General features: G+C 68.3%; 15 protein-coding genes. 8 read left to right on the top strand and 7 right to left on the bottom strand.

Translation table 11 applies throughout. The features are described 5' to 3' along the window. The first annotated feature begins 22 nt into the window (after positions 1 to 22). Both ACFFGH_RS16420 and ACFFGH_RS16425 read left to right on the top strand, forming a co-directional pair. Positions 23 to 388: a hypothetical protein gene (locus ACFFGH_RS16420; RefSeq protein WP_386670156.1), complete on the top strand. Its 366-nt coding sequence runs from the start codon at positions 23 to 25 to the stop codon at positions 386 to 388. A gap of 13 nt (positions 389 to 401) precedes the next feature. Continuing rightward, positions 402 to 1133 (top strand): SOS response-associated peptidase, encoded by a 732-nt coding sequence (locus ACFFGH_RS16425; RefSeq protein ID WP_386670157.1) that lies wholly within the window; start codon positions 402 to 404, stop codon positions 1131 to 1133. 67 nt (positions 1134 to 1200) lie between these two features. Here the strand turns inward: ACFFGH_RS16425 and ACFFGH_RS16430 are convergent, their stop codons facing one another. Then, a complete protein-coding gene (locus ACFFGH_RS16430) occupies positions 1201 to 2034 on the bottom strand; it encodes a dienelactone hydrolase family protein (protein ID WP_386670159.1) in 834 nt (277 codons plus the stop codon). A gap of 383 nt (positions 2035 to 2417) precedes the next feature. Between ACFFGH_RS16430 and ACFFGH_RS16435 the strand changes: the two genes are divergently transcribed. Both ACFFGH_RS16435 and ACFFGH_RS16440 read left to right on the top strand, forming a co-directional pair. Then, positions 2418 to 3167, top strand: a complete 750-nt coding sequence (locus ACFFGH_RS16435) for a MauE/DoxX family redox-associated membrane protein (RefSeq protein ID WP_386670161.1) — start codon at positions 2418 to 2420, stop codon at positions 3165 to 3167. 40 nt (positions 3168 to 3207) lie between these two features. Continuing rightward, positions 3208 to 4308, top strand: a complete 1101-nt coding sequence (locus ACFFGH_RS16440) for an oxidoreductase (RefSeq protein WP_386670163.1) — start codon at positions 3208 to 3210, stop codon at positions 4306 to 4308. A gap of 51 nt (positions 4309 to 4359) precedes the next feature. Here ACFFGH_RS16440 and ACFFGH_RS16445 read toward each other — a convergent pair whose 3' ends face one another. The 3 genes from ACFFGH_RS16445 to ACFFGH_RS16455 form a co-directional block, all read right to left on the bottom strand. Next, positions 4360 to 6411: a TonB-dependent receptor plug domain-containing protein gene (locus tag ACFFGH_RS16445; protein WP_386670165.1), complete on the bottom strand. Its 2052-nt coding sequence runs from the start codon at positions 6409 to 6411 to the stop codon at positions 4360 to 4362. A gap of 181 nt (positions 6412 to 6592) precedes the next feature. Continuing rightward, positions 6593 to 8542 (bottom strand): M56 family metallopeptidase, encoded by a 1950-nt coding sequence (locus tag ACFFGH_RS16450; RefSeq protein WP_386670167.1) that lies wholly within the window; start codon positions 8540 to 8542, stop codon positions 6593 to 6595. Continuing rightward, complete coding sequence (locus ACFFGH_RS16455) at positions 8535 to 8954, bottom strand: BlaI/MecI/CopY family transcriptional regulator (protein ID WP_386670168.1); 420 nt, start codon at positions 8952 to 8954, stop codon at positions 8535 to 8537. The genes ACFFGH_RS16450 and ACFFGH_RS16455 overlap by 8 nt, the downstream gene beginning before the upstream one ends. 445 nt (positions 8955 to 9399) lie before the next feature. Between ACFFGH_RS16455 and ACFFGH_RS16460 the strand changes: the two genes are divergently transcribed. Further along, positions 9400 to 11496, top strand: a complete 2097-nt coding sequence (locus ACFFGH_RS16460; protein WP_386670170.1) for an ATP-binding response regulator — start codon at positions 9400 to 9402, stop codon at positions 11494 to 11496. Between the two features lie 115 nt (positions 11497 to 11611). Here the strand turns inward: ACFFGH_RS16460 and ACFFGH_RS16465 are convergent, their stop codons facing one another. From ACFFGH_RS16465 to ACFFGH_RS16475, 3 genes are all read right to left on the bottom strand, one after another. Beyond that, positions 11612 to 12760 carry a DUF1615 domain-containing protein gene (locus ACFFGH_RS16465; RefSeq protein ID WP_386670171.1) on the bottom strand — a complete coding sequence of 383 codons (1149 nt, stop codon included), beginning with the start codon at positions 12758 to 12760 and terminating at the stop codon, positions 11612 to 11614. A 33-nt stretch (positions 12761 to 12793) separates the two neighbouring features. Next, the gene (locus ACFFGH_RS16470) at positions 12794 to 12973 is read right to left on the bottom strand and encodes a hypothetical protein (protein WP_386670173.1); all 180 of its coding nucleotides are present in this window, start codon (positions 12971 to 12973) and stop codon (positions 12794 to 12796) included. A 121-nt stretch (positions 12974 to 13094) separates the two neighbouring features. After that, on the bottom strand, positions 13095 to 14162 hold the full coding sequence (locus ACFFGH_RS16475) for a J domain-containing protein (RefSeq protein WP_386670174.1): 1068 nt from the start codon (positions 14160 to 14162) through the stop codon (positions 13095 to 13097). A gap of 172 nt (positions 14163 to 14334) precedes the next feature. On the opposite strand from ACFFGH_RS16475, the gene ACFFGH_RS16480 reads away from it, so the two are divergent. From ACFFGH_RS16480 to ACFFGH_RS16490, 3 genes are all read left to right on the top strand, one after another. Then, on the top strand, positions 14335 to 14754 hold the full coding sequence (locus tag ACFFGH_RS16480; RefSeq protein ID WP_386670176.1) for a CopL family metal-binding regulatory protein: 420 nt from the start codon (positions 14335 to 14337) through the stop codon (positions 14752 to 14754). Positions 14755 to 14850: 96 nt separating this feature from the next. Then, positions 14851 to 16773 carry a copper resistance system multicopper oxidase gene (locus tag ACFFGH_RS16485; RefSeq protein WP_386670178.1) on the top strand — a complete coding sequence of 641 codons (1923 nt, stop codon included), beginning with the start codon at positions 14851 to 14853 and terminating at the stop codon, positions 16771 to 16773. After that, positions 16770 to 17930 (top strand): copper resistance protein B, encoded by a 1161-nt coding sequence (locus ACFFGH_RS16490; RefSeq protein ID WP_386670180.1) that lies wholly within the window; start codon positions 16770 to 16772, stop codon positions 17928 to 17930. Before ACFFGH_RS16485 ends, ACFFGH_RS16490 begins: the two co-directional genes overlap by 4 nt. Positions 17931 to 18085 lie beyond the last annotated feature (155 nt).

The following is an 18085-nucleotide window of genomic DNA, read 5'->3' on the forward strand; positions in this document are numbered from 1 at the left end:
GATACCCGACCGGAGACTGGCAATGGACTCGATGACGATGTTGCAGACCGCTTCCGCTCTGTTCGCACTCGCCGCGCTCGGCGGGCTGGCAATGGCCGCGTCCCGGTTCTTCGGGCACAAGCACAACCCGCCATCCTGGCTCGCGATGGCGCATGGCCTGCTCGCGGCGGCAGGGCTGACGTTGCTGATCTATGCGGCTTTCACGGTGGGCGTGCCATGGAGCGCGGCCCTCGCGGCCGTGCTGTTCGTGGTCGCGGCGGTGCTGGGCGTGGTGCTGAACCTCGTCTACCACCTGCGCGACCGCCTGATCCCCGGCGGCCTGACCACGTTGCACGCGGTGCTCGCGGTCAGCGCGTTCGTGCTGTTGCTGTGGGCGTCGTTCGCCTGACGCGACGCCGCGCGTGCGCAGGTTCGTCCAGGCGTTCGTCCCCGACGCGCTGCCGAGCGGACTGCCGGCCGAGGTCGCAGATGCGCTGGGCAGCGCGCCCGATCGATACAACATCGCGAAGCGAAAGCCGGCGGCCGTGATCTTCGACCGCGGCGACGGCCTGCGTGTCGAGGACTTCGACTGGGGGCTGGTGCCGCGCTGGTCGAAGCTGCCGGAAACACGCTACACGACGGTCACCGCACGCCTGGAGCGTGCGCCGTCGAGCCGTATCTTCAAACGGCCTTGGGAAAGCACCCGGTGTGTCGTACCGATGACCGGCTATTACAAATGGGACCGTGGCGCGAAGCCGGCGCGGCCGTACTTCATCCAGCCCGAGTCGGGTGAGGTGCTGTTTGCAGCAGGGCTCTGGGACCATTGGGACAAGGACGAGCCCGAGCTGTATTCGTTCGCGATCCTGACGCACCGCAATCCGGCGATCCCGCCGCCGCTGGTGCCCGACGGGCCATTGTTCATGCCGGCGGCGAAGGTCGCGGAATGGATCAGGGGCCCGTCGGCGCCCGCCGGGTTCCTGCTGCGCATGTCGCAGCCGGCGCTGGAGGCCTATCCGGTGTCGCGCAGGATCCGCAGCCCCGATGTCGACGACTACACGCTGCTCGAGCCTGCCGCGGCAGTCGACCCCGAAGAGGCGGGCACACCCGAGGATGGGCTACTCGACGACGATATCTGGGACGACGAAGACGAATAGGGCCCTGACGGCAGCGCAGCAGCCGCGGGCCGCGAGGCCTGATCGACAGAGCGTGCCGTTCGGCGAGCTACAAGCCGCCGAGGATCTGCATCACGTACGGGTCCGCACTGGCCTTGGCTTCGACATCCGCCGTGCTGCAGTTGCTGTTCGTCGCAGTGCAGTAGTCGAAGCTGTGGTCGGCGTTGAGGTAGGCCCACATCGGCTTGAATTCGGTCGAGCCGAGTTCGATCGCGTTCTGCTGGCGGGTCTGGCAGTAGCCGGATGTGTAGAACGGATCGTCGGTGCCGAACACCAGGTGCAGCGGCGAATAGGGCGCGTATGTGCTGCCGCGGACGCCGCCGTACGCGTTCTGGAGCCCGCAGGCCGGGTAGAACGCGATGCCCATCTTGAACACGGCAGGCCAGGTGCTGATGTCGAGCACGGACATCGTGGTGCTGCCGCCCTGCGACCAGCCGAGCACGGCAACGCGGTTGGGGTCCACGCGGTATGCGGCCCTGGCGATCAGGGCCTCGTAGCCGGCAAGCGCGTCGAATGCGCGGTCCACCACTTCGTTGGTGCCTGCGCTCCCGTTCCCGCACTGGTTCTGGTCGTGGCCGCGCGCGGTGAAGCTGTCGATCAACAAGGCTGCATAGCCCGCGCGGCTGAGCCGCCGTCCCCACTCGACAAACAGTTTCTGCAGGTTGCTGTGGGTCGAGTTCGGCTTGCTGTAGGAAAACACGCCGGAGCAGCCGTGCAGCATTACCACGGCCGGGTGCGAGGCGGCGGCCACGTCGGGGGCGAAATACCACGCCCGCAGCTCGATGCCCTGCTCGTTGCGAACCGTCGTGGCGACGGGTTCGGACGCATGCGTACTGCCGAATGCAGCCAGTGCCAGCAACAACGCGAAACGCCACGTCTTCATGATCATCACCTTCGGCCGCGCACGCGCCCGTCGGTGGCCAAGCTACCCAGCGCGACCGCAGGGAACCCGGGCGCCGTTCACACTACGCGGCGACACGGGATACGGTCCCGCCAAACGATGACAATGTTGGCGCGGCGGGCGAGACGCTGGTCAAGCCGCGAATGAGACCGCAGCCTTGCGCCATGTTGCCCCGGCGGGACCGACGCGCGAACGCGGGGCAGCGCGTAACCGGGGCGGACCTCGGCAACGCACGCGGGCCAGCAAGCCCCCCGTCGTTCGGCGCGTCCCGCCGATCACCCCACGGATTCGTGCACTGCACTAGCATCGGCCATGCGGAGTTGCGCACCGTGCGTGAGCGCCGCGTCGTACGCGTGGAGCTACCGATGGCCGATCCAAACCCGAAAACGGCGACCGTCTACCGGATGGTCATGCCCAAACACACGTGCCCCTATGGGCTGAAGGCGTTGCACCTGCTGCGGCGCAAGGGGTACACGGTCGAGGACCGCTGGCTGACGACGCGCGAGGAGACCGACGCGTTCAAGGCGCAGCACGAGGTCAAGACGACGCCGCAGACGTTCATCGACGGCAAGCGGGTCGGCGGGTACGACGACCTGCGGCGCTGGTTCGGCCTGAAGGTGGCGCAGCCGGGTGCGACGAGCTACCGGCCGGTCGTGGCGGTCTTCGTGGTGACCGCGCTGCTGGCGCTCGCGACCAGCTGGTCCGCGTTCGGGGTGTTCGTACCGATGCACACGGCCGAGTGGTTCATCGCCTTCAGCATGGCGGTGCTTGCGCTGCTGAAGCTGCAGGACGTCGATGCGTTCGCGACGATGTTCCTCAACTACGACCTGCTGGCGAAGCGCTGGGTGCCGTACGGGTACGTGTACCCGTTCGCGGAACTGGTGGCAGGCGTGCTGATGGCCGCCGAAGCGCTGACCTGGTTGTCGGTGCCGATCGCACTTTTTATCGGGGGTATCGGCGCGGTATCCGTATTCAAGGCGGTATACATCGACCGGCGCGAGCTGAAATGCGCATGCGTCGGTGGCAGCAGCCGCGTTCCGCTCGGCTTCGTCTCGCTGACGGAGAACGTGATGATGGTGGTGATGGCGATCTGGATGGCCGCCCGCCACCTATGAGCACACGCACGGTGCATGCACCTGACAGGCTGAGATGACCATGCACGAGTTGAGCGAGCCGATTGCCGTTGCGCTGATCGGCTACGGCTTCGCCGGGCGCACATTCCATGCGCCGCTGATCAGCGCTGTCGGCGGGCTCGCGCTGACCCGTGTCGCGTCAAGCGACGCAGGCAAGGTGCATGCAGACCTACCCGCGGTCGATGTCGTCAGCGACCCGATGCGCGCCGCGACCGATCCGGACATTGGGCTGGTGGTCATCGCATCCCCGAACGACAGCCACGTGCCGCTCGCGCGCGCAGCGCTGGAAGCGGGAAAGCACGTGGTGGTCGACAAGCCGTTCACCCCGAGCCTGCGCGACGCGCGGCAGCTTGCAGCGCCTGCCGAGCGGCAGCAGCGCGTGCTCGCGGTGTTCCAGAACCGCCGCTGGGACAGCGATTTCCTCGCCATTCGCTACGCTATCGATAACGGCCTCATCGGCGACGTGAAGCACCTAGAATCACGGCTCGAGCGCTTCCGTCCGCAGGTGCGCGAGCGATGGCGGGAGCGATCGGGCCCCGGGTCAGGGCTCTGGTGGGATCTGGGGCCGCACCTGGTCGACCAGGCGCTGCAGCTGTTCGGTCTGCCCGACACGGTGCAGGCAGACCTCGCCACGCAACGCGACGGTGCGACGACCGACGATTGGGCCCACGTGGTGCTCGGTTTCGGGTCGGTTCGCGCGGTGCTGCATGCAGGGATGCTGTCGGCGATACCTGCGGCCCGCTTCGTCGTGCATGGGACGCGCGGTAGTGCGATCAAACAGCAGCCCGACCCGCAGGAAGCGCAACTGATCAGTGGCATGCGGCCGGGTGATGCGGAGTGGGGCGTCGACTCCGACGATCTTGTTCTCCATGACGGCGTGACCCACACGCGCATCCCCACGCCACGCGGCGACCAGTCGCGGTTCTACGCGCATCTCTGCGACGCGTTGCACGGCAAGGGGTCGAACCCGGTCACGCCCAGCGAAGCGGTCGCAGTGACCGCCGTGCTCGAGGCGGCCGTGCAGTCCGCCGCGCATGGCCGGACGACGTCTCTGGAACTCGATGACGGCGAGCGGGCCGCATTCGAACGGGACAGGCAGCGGCACCGCCAGCACGGCCGCTGATGGCCGCGCTGCGCGGCGCTCCCGACACGCACCACCGCAGGATGGCGCGCCTCAGAACGTACCCGACACCGAGAACGAATAGACCGGCCCGATCCTGCGGTGGCGGTCTTCGATGAAGTCCACAGGCCCGGTGCGTCGATCGACGTAGACCACGCGGTCCCACATGCTCGTGGCGTCCAGCAGGTTGCCGGCGGTGAAGCGCAGCGTCAGCCCCTTGAGGTTCTTGCGCTCGATGAAGAGGCTGCCCCAGATCGGCCCCTCCCACATTCGGCCGACTTCGGTGAGCCGGTAATCGCGTGCGTGGAACGAGTAGCCGACGTTGCCGCCCCAGGCCCAGTCGGTGGCTGGAACGTCGTGCCTCAGGCCGAGTTCGGCGTACTCCTGCAGGTTGTTGCTGATCGGGCGCAGCTCCCCGGTCAGCGGGTCGCGCACGCGGCTTTCTTCGAACCCCACCGCCGTGTCGAGCTTCGCGCCGCGCCAGCCGATCGGATCGAGGTTGAACGTGCTTTTCCATTCCAGACCGTGGCGCGTGGCCCGGTCGATGTTGCCGGGGCTTTCGCCGGTTTCGCCGATCGGCACGATGTCGACGATGTCGTCGATGCGCTGGGTGTAGAGCCGTAGCGTCGTGTTGCCGTAGGCGCCAAGGTCCCGCACGGCCTCGAGCTCGAGTTCCCAGGTCTGCGGCGGCACGAGGTCGGGGTTGCCGGCGTTGGCCTGGTCCTCGTTGAGATCAACCGACGCAAGGAAGTCGTAGAAGTTGAGCTGACCGACCCGCCGCTGCAGCTGGACGTTGACGTCCAGCCCCGGCATCGGCTTCCACGCGACCGAAGCCAGGCCTTTCGGACGCCGGAACGCACGCGTCAGCCCGCCACCGCCGGCCTGTGACAGCCGTGAGTACTCGCCCCCGACGCTGAGCTGCATCGATAAAGTGGGCGAGAGCGTGCGGCCGTAGGTCGCCATCGCCTCGTAGCGGTCCTCCTCGACGGTTGCGGTGCCGCCGGGCAGGGCGACCGGCTGGTAGATGCCGCCCGGGTCGAGCAGATAGAGCTCGGAGACGTTGTCGAGGCGGTTGAACGCGTATTCGGCCGAGAGTTGCCAGTCGCCGCCAGCCTTCCACCGGTACTCGCCACGGGCGATGCGCTCGGTTTCCTCACCGTCGCGGATGAAGCGGCTGCCGACCGCGGGCGCGCCATCGGCGAACCGCGTCTCGACGGTGGTCAGCACCGGCCGGTCTTCGTACCGGTTGAGTCCGATCAGCTTGAGCCGCCCGCTGCCCAGACCGAATTCGTAATCGCCACCGACCTCGTAGTTGTAGCCGCGCACCTCCTGCCGGACGGCGCGTTCACGGTCCACCAGGCCGGGGCCGACGCGTAGGCCGTCCTCGACATAGTCGAAGTACACCTTCTGCCACGAAGCGTTGAGGTTGCCTGTCGCGCCGTCGGCGCCGTGCCAGCCGAGCGTCGCGCTGAGGCGGGGCTGGTTGTTCTCCCCGGTCCATGCATCAACGCGCGTTTCGCGCAGCGTGCCGTCGGCGTTGTAGATGTCGGTGCCGCCGCCGGCGCCGCTGTGGTTGGCGCGGTTCTCCAGCCCCAGCGTGTAGTCGATGCTGCGGTAGGCGCCGCTGACCGACACTTCCCCGCGGGTGAGCTGCGGGTCGGTGTAGTACTCGCGGAATTCCGGCTGCCACTTCCACGAGCCGCTGATACCGCCGGCCTTGGCAACGACGTTGGCAACGGGGCCCGACAGCCCCGGGATGTCCAGCGTCGCGCCGTCCCGGATCTCGATGCGGACCACGTTATCCGCGGGAATCCTGCCGAGCTGCGCCAGCACGTCGTTCGACTTGCCGGACAGGCGTTGCCCGTTGAGCAGCACGTTGCCGGTTGCCTGGCCCAGGCCACGCTCCTGCACGGCATCGCGAATGACGAAGCCGGGCACCTGCTGGAGCATGTCGAGCGCGTTGCGCGGTGAGTAGCGTTCGAAGTCGGCCGGTGTGTACGTGCGTGCGCCCTCCACCGTTGGGGCGGGCACGGCGGTCTGTGCGAGCGCGAACGGCGGAGCGGAGAGCATCGCGACGGTGAGCGCGAAGCGGGCGAGCGTGGTCATCGGGCAGTCCTGTGCGTAGCGCCGGAGCTGCTGCAGCCGGCGGAGTCGATATGAACGCCGCGCGCACGCATCCGGCCGGCCCGGATGGCGGCGTCATCGCCGCGTCCGGTCGGGTCAGGTGCCGCGGGAGGCGAGGGGGCAGGCGGTCCGCGGAGTGTGGCCGTGGACCGCGTGCGGTCGCTTACTGGGGCGAGGTTGCGCCGGGCGCAGGGCGCACGAGGCCCCGTTCGAAGGCCTCGCCGATCACGCGACGCATTTCGCGCTCGGCTTCTGTCGCAATTCGCTCCTGGCGCTCGCCGAGCGCTTCCATCTGCAGGCCCAGCGCCTCCATGGGCTTGGACGCAGCTTCCATTTCGCGGCCCAGCGCTTCCATCGGTGCGCTGTTGCGTGCGATGCGTTCGGCCTCGGCTTCGATCTTTTTCGCCTCGCGCTCGATCTCGACCTCGATCGCTTCCATCTTCGCTTCCAGCTGCGACTCCATCGCCTCCAACTCACGCTCGACGCGGGCGCTTGCGGTGTCGTCAAGGCCTGACAGGCCGATCGCGAGCCGGGCCTGCTGCGCTGCCAGTTGACCCTGTCGACCGGCCAGCTCACCGATGCGGCGCTGGACCTGCTGCATGGCCGGCGAGGGCGACTGGTGCCCGGCCATCCGGCCCATGCGCTCGCCAAGCGCGCTCATCTTGTCGCCGTGCGCGGACATCTGCTCGCCCAGCGCGTCCATCCGGCGCGAGATCGCATCGCTATCCTTCCACGCCCGCCCGGCACGGGCGATCAACGCCGGATCGGTGACCGTATAGACGCGGCCGTCGCGACGGAACCAGATGAAGTCCCCATCCATGTCACGGCGCACGCGGTTGATCGAGGGAATGTCGTCGGTGGAGCCGGACAGCATCATCCCGTCGCGATCGCCACGGACCAGTGCGTAGGCTTCGCCGTCATTCCGGTCGGCATTTGCGAACGCGACCGCTCCGGCCGATGCCGACGCGACGGCCGCAGGCACCGAGGGCAGACCCAGCACGCCGGCAGCGGCGGGGCGGGGCGGCGGTGCCAGCATCGGCTTGAGTGCGGGAGGCGTCGAGATCGCGGCGGCTTTTGCTGCGGAACCGCGGGGGGTGGCCGGAGCGTCGGAGTTGATCTGGGCGTGGGCGTAGAACGCGATGCACGCAGCGGCAACGCCGAGCAGGGGGAACGCGATGCGGCCCGCGGTGCGGCGGCCGGGACGGACGAGTTGTTCGATGCGGGACATGAGGTGACCTCCGTTGGCGGCTTGCGCGAGCCGGGGTGGGGCGAGATGGGTGGCCCTGCAGTCGGCCAGTTCGGCGAGCGCGACCGCGAGGCGCCGCGGGTCGTTCAGTGCCTCGGCCGCAAGGCGGTCGGCAACGTGTTCGCGCTCGATACGCACCTGCCGCGACAGCCACCAGACCACCGGGTGGAAGAACAGCAACGCCTCGACCAGCCCCTGCAGCAGGTTGACGAGGTAGTCATGGCGCCTGACGTGTGCCAGCTCGTGCGCGAGCAGCGCCTCGACCAGTTCGACCGGCATGCGTGCGATCAGCGCGGTCGGCAGCAGCACGACCGGGCGCCACCAGCCGGCGGACACCGGCGAATCGATGCCGTCGACGAGTCGCAGTGCGACGGCGCGCTTGAGGCCGAACTTCGTGGCAAGCGCGTCGAGGCGGGCCTGCCACTTCGCCTGGGCGGCAGGCTGCTTCGTTCCGCGCAGCCGCGCGATCCACGCCACACCCAACGCCATGCGCAGGCAGAAGACACAGGCGCCCGCGGCCCACATCGCGACGAGCGTCGGCAGCCAGCGGTCGAGGGACGCCGTCGTGCCCGGCAGCAGCCCGGGGGCGGCGGCAGTCGCCGTCGAGATCAGGAAGCCGCCTGCCCCCGCGGGGGACGGCGCGACAGCGGCCGACCCGGCGCCGAGCTGCAGCGCGATGTCGATCAGCGGCGCAAGCAGGCAGGCGAGAAGCGCGGTGCATGCGACTGCGTAGCGGGTCTGCGGTGCGGCATGCCTCAACGCGAACAGCGCGGCGGCGGCAATAATGCCGATGACGCCGCCCTGCCAGACGAAGTGCAGCAGTGCACGGCCGATCAGCGGAATGCAGGTGACGAGCAGGTCATTCATTTCCGTTCTCCTTCCGCGTGTCGCCGTCGAGGTCGTTGTCCTTCAGGAGCTGGCGGATCTCCTCGCGCTCCTTGGCACTGACATGTCCGCTGAGCGCCGCCAGCACGAGGTCCTTGGCCGAGCCTGCGAAGGCTTTCTGGATCAGGTCCGATAGCAGGCCCGTCCGCATCGTGTCCGGTGCCTGTGCTGCGGCGTAGACGTGCGAGCGCTGGCTCTCGTCGCGGCTCAGCAGCCCTTTGCCGTGCATGACCTGCATCAGGCGCAGCACCGTGGCGTACGTCGCGTCGGGACGCTCGGCCTGGCGTGCCTGATGCACGTCCTTGACCGTCGACGGCCCAAGCCGCCAGATCACCCGAAGCAGGTCGAGTTCGGCCGCGGTCGGTTTCGGAGTCTTGGGAGCCTTGCGGTTCATCGGTCGCCGGGATCTGTCGGATGGAGGCATCCTGCACCCCGTAGAACGGTTTGTCTAGACCAAATTGTCTAGGTAAGAAGTCATGGGTCGCGGCAGCGCCGGGCACGTCGCGAGGCATACGCAGGCCTCGTGCCGGCATGCCCGGGCGCACGCATTGCGATCCACGCATGACGCTGCCGGTGCACCGCGCGCCGGCAGCCCGGGGGTGGGCCATCGCCACACGGGGTTTACGCGCTGCGCCTATGATGCGTCGCGTCTGTGCCGCGCTTTGCGCGCGCCTTTGTCGCGCCCCGGCCGTTCGTGCCGAATGCGGAACATCCGGTTTTTCGCGCTGAGGCGCGACGCGGCGCAGTCCTGAAGTGCATCTTCCCGGTGCGCAGACGTGCGGCAGAAAGTGCCCCATCCCGGAAGTAATGAACGAGGTGTGCTGTTGGATATGGCTCCGGTGGATCCCCGTGTCGCCGCGCTGCATCGCTACTGCCTGCTCGACACACCGCGTGAGCCGGGCTTCGATGATCTGGCGATGCTCGCGAAGGAAATCTGCGACGTGCCGTTCGCCGTCATCAATCTGGTCGATGCCGACCGGCAGTGGTTCAAGGCCGAGATCGGCTTCGGCGTGCGCGAGCTGCCGCTCGACGATTCGATCTGCGCGAAGGTGATGCTCGAGCCGGACCTCATCGAGATCGGCGACCTGCGGCTGGACCGTCGTTTCGAGTGCAACCCGCTGGTTACGTCCGGGCCCGAGCTGCGCTTCTACGCGGGCGTACCGCTGCTCAACAGCGACGGCTACGTGCTGGGCACGCTATGCGTGCTCGACGTCGAACCAAAAGCGCTTACCGATGCGCAGCGGGGGTGCCTGTCTGCACTGGGGCGGCAGGTCGTCTCACAGATGGAGCTGCACCGGCAGGGCGTGGAAAGCCGTGCGCACGCGGCGCAGCTTGCACGCGCGCTGCAGCAGCGCAATGCGGCCGAAGCGCAGCGGCGTAAGGCCGAAGCATCACACCGGTTCGTCATCGACCACGCGTTGGCCGGTCTGGTGGTCCATGGCTCCGACGGCAGCGTGGAGTTCTCCAACCCGATGGCATCGGAGTTTCTGGGCGCCTCACCCGAGCAACTGCGTGGCAAGGCACTGATGGATCCGGGCTGGCATTTCCTCAACGATGACGGCTCACCGATGGCCGCCGATGAGTACCCCGTCGCAGTCGTGATGCGCACGCTGGAGCCGCTGCGTGATTACGTGGTGGGCGTGGTGCGACGCGAGGGCGCCGAACCGGTATGGGCCCTGGTCAACGCCTATCCGGAGCTCGACGAGGTCGGCGCACTGGGGCGCATCGTCGCGTCCTTCGTCGATATCACCGCGCGCAAGGTGGCCGAGCAGCAGCTGGTGCTGGCCGACCGTCGCAAGGACGAGTTCCTCGCAATGCTGGCGCACGAGTTGCGCAACCCGCTGGCACCCATCAGCACCGCCGCGCAACTGATGCAGATGTCGGCAGGCACGGACGCACGCGTGCGCCAGGCCAGTGATGTGATCGGACGGCAGGTCCAGCACATGACCGAACTTGTCGACGACCTGCTCGACGTGTCTCGCGTCACCCGCGGCCTCGTGCAGCTCGAACTCGCGACGCTCGACATCCGGTCCGTCGTCGGGAGCGCGATCGAACAGGTGCGACCGCTGATCGAGGCCCGGCAGCACGCGCTGTCGACCTGGGCCAGCGCAGAACCGCTGCTGGTACGCGGCGACCGCACGCGCTTGATTCAGGTGATCGCGAACCTGCTCAACAACGCGGCGAAATACACGCCGCGTGGTGGCGCGATCGAGTTGCGCGTCGACTGTGATGACCGAGCGGTCCGCGTCGTCGTGAAGGACAACGGCGTGGGCATCGAGCGCGCGCTGCTGCCCCACGTGTTCGAACTGTTCACCCAGGCCGAACGCACGCCCGACCGTTCGCAGGGCGGGCTCGGCATCGGGCTGGCGCTGGTGCGCAGCATCGTCCAGCTGCATAACGGGCGGGTCGAGGTGGACAGCGCAGGTCCCGACTGCGGCAGCACGTTTACCGTGTGTCTGCCGCTGTCCACGCGGGAAGCGCCGGCCGCCGATACGGCACCGCCGCGGGCACCGTGTGCGGACGAGGCGGGCATGCGCGTGCTCGTCGTCGACGACAACACCGATGCCGCTGCGATGCTCGCGATGCTGCTCGATGTGGAAGGACACACGACCGCGGTCGCAGGCAGCGGCGCACAGGCGTTGGCGATCGCGCGGCGGCAGCCGTTCGACGTCTTCATACTCGATATCGGCTTGCCGGATACGACCGGCTACCGGCTCGCATCCGAGCTGCGCGATGTTGCCGCGTCTACGGATCCGTTGTTTCTCGCACTGACGGGGTACGGCCAACCGCACGATCGCGCGGCGTCGGAGGAAGCCGGATTTGCCGATCATCTCGTCAAACCCGTCGATGGCCAGCGCCTGCTCGCAATGCTGTCGAAATTCTCCGCTCAGCGCGCTCGTGGTGAGCAGATGGAAGCGCAGGCGCCAACAGGCTGAGCCGAGCCGGGCGACGCGTCGGTGGCGCGGCGGCGATGCGACCTACGCCGTGGTTACTGGTTCGACAGTTTTTCGTTGGACGATTGCGGAGCCGCGAGTAGCCGCCCGCTACCGGTTAGCTGCCTGCGCGCGCCATGCACCGCTGGTAACGGCGGTCGACGCGCGTCGCAAACCATTCGGTGGTGAGCTTGCGTGTGATCTTCGGGCTGTGCAGGCGAATACGCGGCATCACCGCCCGCGGCAAGGGCTTGCCTTCGGTCTTCTCGGCTAGCGCAAACACGCGCTCGTAGAGATCGGTTTCCTCGAAGTCCTGCCGGTGCGACTTCGACAAGGCGCGTCGGATCTCCCCATCGCCCATGTCCCAGTGGCTTCGCGCGATCGCCCTGACCGCGATCTCCGTTTGACCGACGTCATTGCCGTCTTCGCTGGGGCGGTGGCGGATTAGATCGCCATCAAGATCGAGCGGAATACCGGAGGCAATGCTTACAGCGTTCTGGAACGCGGCGTTCCGGCTTGCGTACCAGCCAGCGTTGAAATCGGCAAAGCGGTACAGCGGCTTCTCGTACGAGGTTGGATAGCCGAGCAGGTGGGCGATGCCGAAGTACATTCCGCCGCGCCGTGTGAACACCTCGCGCCGGATCGAATGCTCGACGGGGTAGGGGTACGGCCGGTCCTTCGCATGAGCCTCGGCAAACGCGATGCTGACCTGCATCGGCCCGCCAGTGCGCACGGGGTTCGCGCCGCCGAACAAACGGCGCCCGAGCGGAACGGAATCAACGAGCTCTTCGAAGATCTCATTGAGCTGCTTCTCAGTGCGCACGGATGCAAGCCGCTCGTCCCAGGTGCGGCCGTCAGGCGATTCGAGCTGCAGCGCCGTGCGCACGACGAACAGCGGTATGCGCAACCGTTCGGCGCGGCGCTCGATCTCGGTGCGGGCGATCTTGGCAAGCCCGGGTACGACCGGGTCCGGCGTATACGTGGATTCCTGCTCGGTTACCGCGAGCACCGAGCACAGATTGCTTGCCGAGGGATCGATCTCCAGCGCGGTAAAGGCCGCCTGGATATCCGCTGCCCAGTCCTTGCGGTCGGGCAAGGTGGCCGGAAGCAGTCGCGTCAGCTGGGCCCGCACCTCGGCAGGCGTCGGCGGGTCGGGTTTTTGCCAGTCACGACAGCCGGCGACCAGCGCCGTAGCCGCCACGACAGCAAACACTGCGCGGCGCAGCCGGGGCGGCTGCCACGGGCTGCGCCAGGCAGCGTTACTCATGCGCGCCGGGACGTGGACAGGCCCGGCAATCGATCAGGCACGGTCCTGCGAATCGTCGTCACCGTGCTCTGCATACTTGCGGTCCAGCGCCTCGGCGTTCTCATGAAGTTCCTTGCCGGTCTGCGCAGTGCGCGCATTCACGGAGTTGCCGGTGACTTCGCGATCGAGGCGTTGCATTTCCGCGCTGCGGTGGTCGTCTCGGTTGTTCGGCATCGGAGCACTCCTCTCAGATCGTGGAAGACACCCTTTTCTAGCGCCACCTTCGTTGCCCCGTCGTGAGCACGGCATTCCGGCAACGGCGGCACGCGAGCTGCCACATCGCCCCCGGCCGCGCTTAGAAGTCCTCTGCCGCGAGAGGATAGGTGCCCAGCGAGCCACCGGGGAGCCGGCTCAGCGTGACCTCGACCTGGCTGAAACGCGCGCCGTAGCGCCCCTGGTGCTGGCGCAGCTCGAACGCGTCCGAACGGCTGAGCTCGCCGGTCACGAGGTTCTGGAAACGCAGTTCGTACCGGCCGGCCCGGACGCCCTCGATCGCGAATGCGTCCATGGGCGGGATGTAGACATGCCGCACCGGCTGCGCCCCGGCGTCGAGGGCGACGAGTTTGACGAATGCGGGCGCCGGACTGGCCAGGTTGTTCACGTTGACCGAGGCGAGGCCATCGGTGAAATCCTGCCGCATACCTGGCACGTAGCCGGCTTCGAACGGCCAGGCGCGGCCGTTCGGGTCGGCCACGATCGGGAGTGGCACGCCATGCGGTGAGAGTCGTGCCGGCGCGGCTGGGGCCGCTGCCGGGGCAGGCGCGAGCGCAAGCGGCGCGGTGGCCGGTGCTCCAGCGGGCTCAGGCGCGGGCTCCTCCCGAGCGGTCGGGGCAGGCGACGAGGGGGCGGCGGCTGCAGCCACGGTGGGCGCGTCGAGCGCGCGCATCCTCCATTCGGCCGCTGGCTCCGCGACCCACGGGACGGCGCCCTCGCTCACGCTGCGGTGACTCGACATCCAGACGCCCACGCCGATGCCGATCGCCGGCGGGGCTACAAGCAGCAGGATGATCGCGGCGCGACGTGCGCGACGGGGCGGCGGCGCCGCAGCGCCAGCGGGCGCGTGGCGCCGGTACTCGCGGGCAGCACGGGCGAGGGTGGGTGGGACGGCCATTGTCGCGCCCCGCGGCTCCATGCGCGCGGTGCTGCGGCGTTGCGCCGCGATCGCCTCGTCGTAGCGGCGCCGCTGCTCGGGATCGGACAGCAGCGCATACGCCTCGTTCAGCGCTTGCATCGTCCGAACCGCACCGGCGTCGCCCGCGTTGCGGTCCGGGTGGTAGCGCTGACTCAACGCACGGTATGCCGCCCGGATGACCTCGGCCGGCGCGTCGGACGCGACCTTCAGAGTCTCGTAGTGGGTGGGCATGCGGCGCTCCTGCGTGGCGTTGCTGCCCTTCGGCCGGCCACGGTCATCGCGACCGTTATCGGCCGCGCCGCCCGCTAATGAAGGCGCCGCGGACCGCCAAGGGCGCCCGCCGGCGGCGTCCGCTTTAGCCGCACTTCAATCTGGCAGGGCTGGCGCGCGGTAACATCCGCGGATGCTCGCGTTCGTGCTTCGCCTCTGCCTTTGCCTGAGCTTGGTTATCGCCGGGATGGCGCCGGGATTCGCATCGCTCGCCCTCGGGGCCGAACCGGCCACCCCGGTGCCGACGCTTGGGCACACGGACGAGTCCTCGATGCCTTGCCACGGCGAAACAGGCCAGCCGGAGGAGGGCCACTCGCTCGGTGCCAAGGCATTGCTCGCCGACCTCCATGAGGAGCGGCGGCCACCTGCGCATCCGGATGGCGGCTGCGCCGACCACGCCTGCGAATGCGTGCTTCCGCATGTCGCCCACGCGACCGCGGGCCTGCCGCGCGTACCCGATGGAAACGTGGCCGCCAGCGTGCGATTTCCCGACCCCGCCGCCGCTCGCGACACGCCCCGTCTGCACCACCCGCTGCGTCCGCCGATCGGCTGAGTGCCGCCGCGCTCGCGGCTGATCGACCTGGCGGGCCGCCATCGCGGCCATGTGTCCGGGTGGGCTCCAGGCCCGCCCTTCGTAGCGGAGCAGTTCATGAAATTCGATCCAACCGGTCGCGTGCCCGGCCGGCCACGCACACCCCTGGCCGATCCTTCGCGCCGTCGCTTCGTCCAAGGGCTCGCGGCCGGTGGCGCGGTAGCCGGCCTCGGGCTGTGGCCCGGTTTCGGCCGCGCCTCCACCGGCGCACCGCCGGTGCTGTCGGGAACCGAATTCGACCTCGTCATCGGCGAAATGGCGGTCAACTTCACCGGCCGCCCGGCGACCGCGGTTGCCGTCAACGGCTCGCTGCCGGCGCCGATCCTGCGCTGGCGCGAGGGCACGACGGTCAACCTGCGCGTCTCCAACGCGCTGCCGGCGCGCACCGTGCATGGCCACCAGACCTCGCTGCACTGGCACGGCATCATCCTGCCGGCCAACATGGACGGCGTGCCGGGCCTGAGCTTCAACGGCATCCAGCGCGGCGAGACCTACCACTACCGGTTCAACGTCAACCAGGCCGGCACTTACTGGTACCACAGCCATTCGGGCTTCCAGGAGCAGGCCGGCGTGTACGGCGCGATCATCATCGATCCGCTGGCGCCACCGCCATTCTCGTTCGATCGCGAGCACGTCGTGCTGTTGTCGGACTGGACGGACCTGTCGCCGACCGCCTTGTTCGAGCGTCTGAAGAAGATGCCCGAGCACGACAACCTCTACATGCAGACGGCCGGCGATTTCTTCCGCGACATCCGCGAGGACGGTTTGGCCGCGACGCTGCGCGACCGTAAGGCATGGGGCGAGATGCGCATGACGCCGACCGACCTGTCGGACGTCAACGCCAACACCTACACGTACCTGATGAACGGCACGACGTCGCCGGGCAACTGGACGGGCCTGTTCCGTTCCGGCGAGAAAGTGCTGCTGCGCTTCATCAACGGCTCGTCGATGACGCACTTCGACGTGCGCATTCCCGGCCTGAAGATGACCGTGGTCGCGGCCGACGGCCTGTACGTGCATCCGGTCACGGTGGACGAATTCCGGATCGCGGCGGCGGAAACTTACGATGTCATCGTCGAGCCGACCGGGCAGGACGCATTCACGATCTTCGCGCAGGACATGGGGCGCACGGGCTACGTCGCAGGGACGCTGGCGGTGCGTGCGGGCCTGCGTGCGGCAGTGCCGTCCGTCGATCCAAGGCCGCTGCTGACAATGGCGGACATGGGCCATGGCGGCCATGGCAGCCACGACATGGCGGCAGCGGCGGCTGCCGCGCACGCCGCGGGTAGCAGCGGTCACGGCGCGATGGACCACTCCGGAATGGATCACGCCGCGATCGGGCACGGCGCGATGTCACATGGCCGGGCGGGTCATGCGGCCGCTAAGGGCGCGGGCCATGCCCCCATGGGGCACGGAGGCATGGACCACGCCACGATGGGGCATGGCGCCGGCGGCATGCAGACGCATCCGGCGAGCGAGCAGGGCAACCCGTTCGTCGACATGCAGACGATGGCGCCCGAGCCCCGGCTCGACGACCCGGGCATCGGCCTGCGTAACAACGGCCGCCGTGTACTGACCTATGCCGACCTGCGGAGCACGTTCGACGACCCGGACGGCCGCGAACCCGGCCGCACCGTCGAGCTGCACCTGACCGGGCACATGGAGCGCTTCGTCTGGTCGTTCGACGGCATCAAGTTCTCGGGTGCCGAGCCATTGCGGCTCAACTACGGTGAGCGCATGCGCATCGTGCTGGTCAACGACACGATGATGACGCACCCGATCCACCTGCATGGGATGTGGAGCGACCTCGAGGATGCGGACGGGCAGTTCATGGTGCGCAAGCACACGGTCGACATGCCGCCGGGCACGAAGCGCAGCTATCGGGTTCGCGCCGACGCGCTGGGGCGCTGGGCCTACCACTGCCACCTGCTGTACCACATGGAGGCCGGGATGATGCGCGAAGTGAGGGTGGAAGAATGAGCCGCGTCACGAAGGCCGTGGCCGGGGCGTCTGTCGGCTTGATGCTTGCAGTGCCTGCCGCGCACGCGCAGCACCACTCGCACCCACCTGCTCAGCAGGACCACTCGCTGCATCGAGCGAAGTCGGGGACCCGGGCGGCCGCAACGCAGCAGCAGGCAGATTCCGGTGCGAACGCGCAGCTGGAAGCGGCGCGTCCGGCGAACGACCGCGCCGGGTCCGCTTCGGGCGCTGACCATTCGAAGATGGGTCACTCTGAGATGGACCACTCCGGGATGGACCATTCGAAGATGGGCCACTCGCAGGTGGATCAATCCACGACGGACCATTCGAAAATGGATCACTCGAAGGTCGGTCACTCCGCGATGGACCACTCCGGCATGGGTCACCACCAGGCCGATAGCTCTGCTGCCCCGTCGCATCCGTCCATCCACGACCGCCCACCACCGACCGGGCTGCCGGTTCCCGCACCCACCGACGAAGACCGCGCGGCCGCGTTTCCCGACGTGCACGGCCACACCACGCATGACCAGCGGGTGGTGCACTTCGTGCAGTTCAACCGGCTCGAAGCCTGGAACGATGACGGCGAAGCCGGGCAGGCATGGGAAGGACACGCCTGGGTCGGCACCGACCATCACAAGCTCTGGTTGCGCACTGAAGGCGAGCGCGAAGATGGCGAGACCGTTTCCGCCGATATTGAAGTGCTGTACGGCCGTCCGGTCGCGGCCTGGTGGGACTTTGTCGCCGGCGTTCGCCACGACTTCCAGCCCGGCGGGTCTCAGACGTTCGCCGCGATCGGCGTAATGGGGCTCGCACCGTACAAGTTCGAGCTCCAGGCGACCGCGTATATCGGCCAGGCCGGGCGCACGGAGGCGCGCATCGAAGCCGAATACGAGACGCTGCTGACCAACCGCCTGGTGCTGCAGTCGCTTGTGGAGGCCACGCTGCATGGTCAGGACGACGAGGGGCGGGGTGTGGGCTCCGGTCTGGGCACCGTCGAGGCCGGCATGCGGCTTCGCTATGAGATCACCCGCCGCTTCGCCCCGTATGTGGGCGTCGCCTGGGAGCGCGCATACGGCAACACGGCCGACCTCCGCCGGGAAGAAGGCCATGCACTCGAAGAGACACGCGTTGTCGCAGGCGTGCGCGTCTGGTTCTGATCGTTGTGCCGGGCCGGCACGATATCGCCAGCCGCTGTGCAGAACGTCGGCGCGGGTGGCAGCGGCGGGGGCGCCACCAGGCGCCCCTGTCGCCCGGCTGAACGGATTTCCGCGCACGCCGCCCTGCGTTCACACGCAACGGTCGACCATCGGCT

It is taken from the genome of Lysobacter korlensis (assembly GCF_042434515.1).

Bases quoted from the DNA above. Each gene is read 5' to 3' on its own strand.
- ACFFGH_RS16420 (WP_386670156.1), top strand. From the start codon at position 23: ATGGACTCGATGACGATGTTGCAGACCGCTTCCGCTCTGTTCGCACTC.
- ACFFGH_RS16430 (WP_386670159.1), bottom strand. From the start codon at position 2,034: ATGAAGACGTGGCGTTTCGCGTTGTTGCTGGCACTGGCTGCATTCGGC.
- ACFFGH_RS16435 (WP_386670161.1), top strand. From the start codon at position 2,418: ATGGCCGATCCAAACCCGAAAACGGCGACCGTCTACCGGATGGTCATG.
- ACFFGH_RS16440 (WP_386670163.1), top strand. From the start codon at position 3,208: ATGCACGAGTTGAGCGAGCCGATTGCCGTTGCGCTGATCGGCTACGGC.
- ACFFGH_RS16445 (WP_386670165.1), bottom strand. From the start codon at position 6,411: ATGACCACGCTCGCCCGCTTCGCGCTCACCGTCGCGATGCTCTCCGCT.
- ACFFGH_RS16450 (WP_386670167.1), bottom strand. From the start codon at position 8,542: ATGAATGACCTGCTCGTCACCTGCATTCCGCTGATCGGCCGTGCACTG.
- ACFFGH_RS16455 (WP_386670168.1), bottom strand. From the start codon at position 8,954: ATGAACCGCAAGGCTCCCAAGACTCCGAAACCGACCGCGGCCGAACTC.
- ACFFGH_RS16465 (WP_386670171.1), bottom strand. From the start codon at position 12,760: ATGAGTAACGCTGCCTGGCGCAGCCCGTGGCAGCCGCCCCGGCTGCGC.
- ACFFGH_RS16470 (WP_386670173.1), bottom strand. From the start codon at position 12,973: ATGCCGAACAACCGAGACGACCACCGCAGCGCGGAAATGCAACGCCTC.
- ACFFGH_RS16475 (WP_386670174.1), bottom strand. From the start codon at position 14,162: ATGCCCACCCACTACGAGACTCTGAAGGTCGCGTCCGACGCGCCGGCC.
- ACFFGH_RS16480 (WP_386670176.1), top strand. From the start codon at position 14,335: ATGCTCGCGTTCGTGCTTCGCCTCTGCCTTTGCCTGAGCTTGGTTATC.
- ACFFGH_RS16485 (WP_386670178.1), top strand. From the start codon at position 14,851: ATGAAATTCGATCCAACCGGTCGCGTGCCCGGCCGGCCACGCACACCC.
- ACFFGH_RS16490 (WP_386670180.1), top strand. From the start codon at position 16,770: ATGAGCCGCGTCACGAAGGCCGTGGCCGGGGCGTCTGTCGGCTTGATG.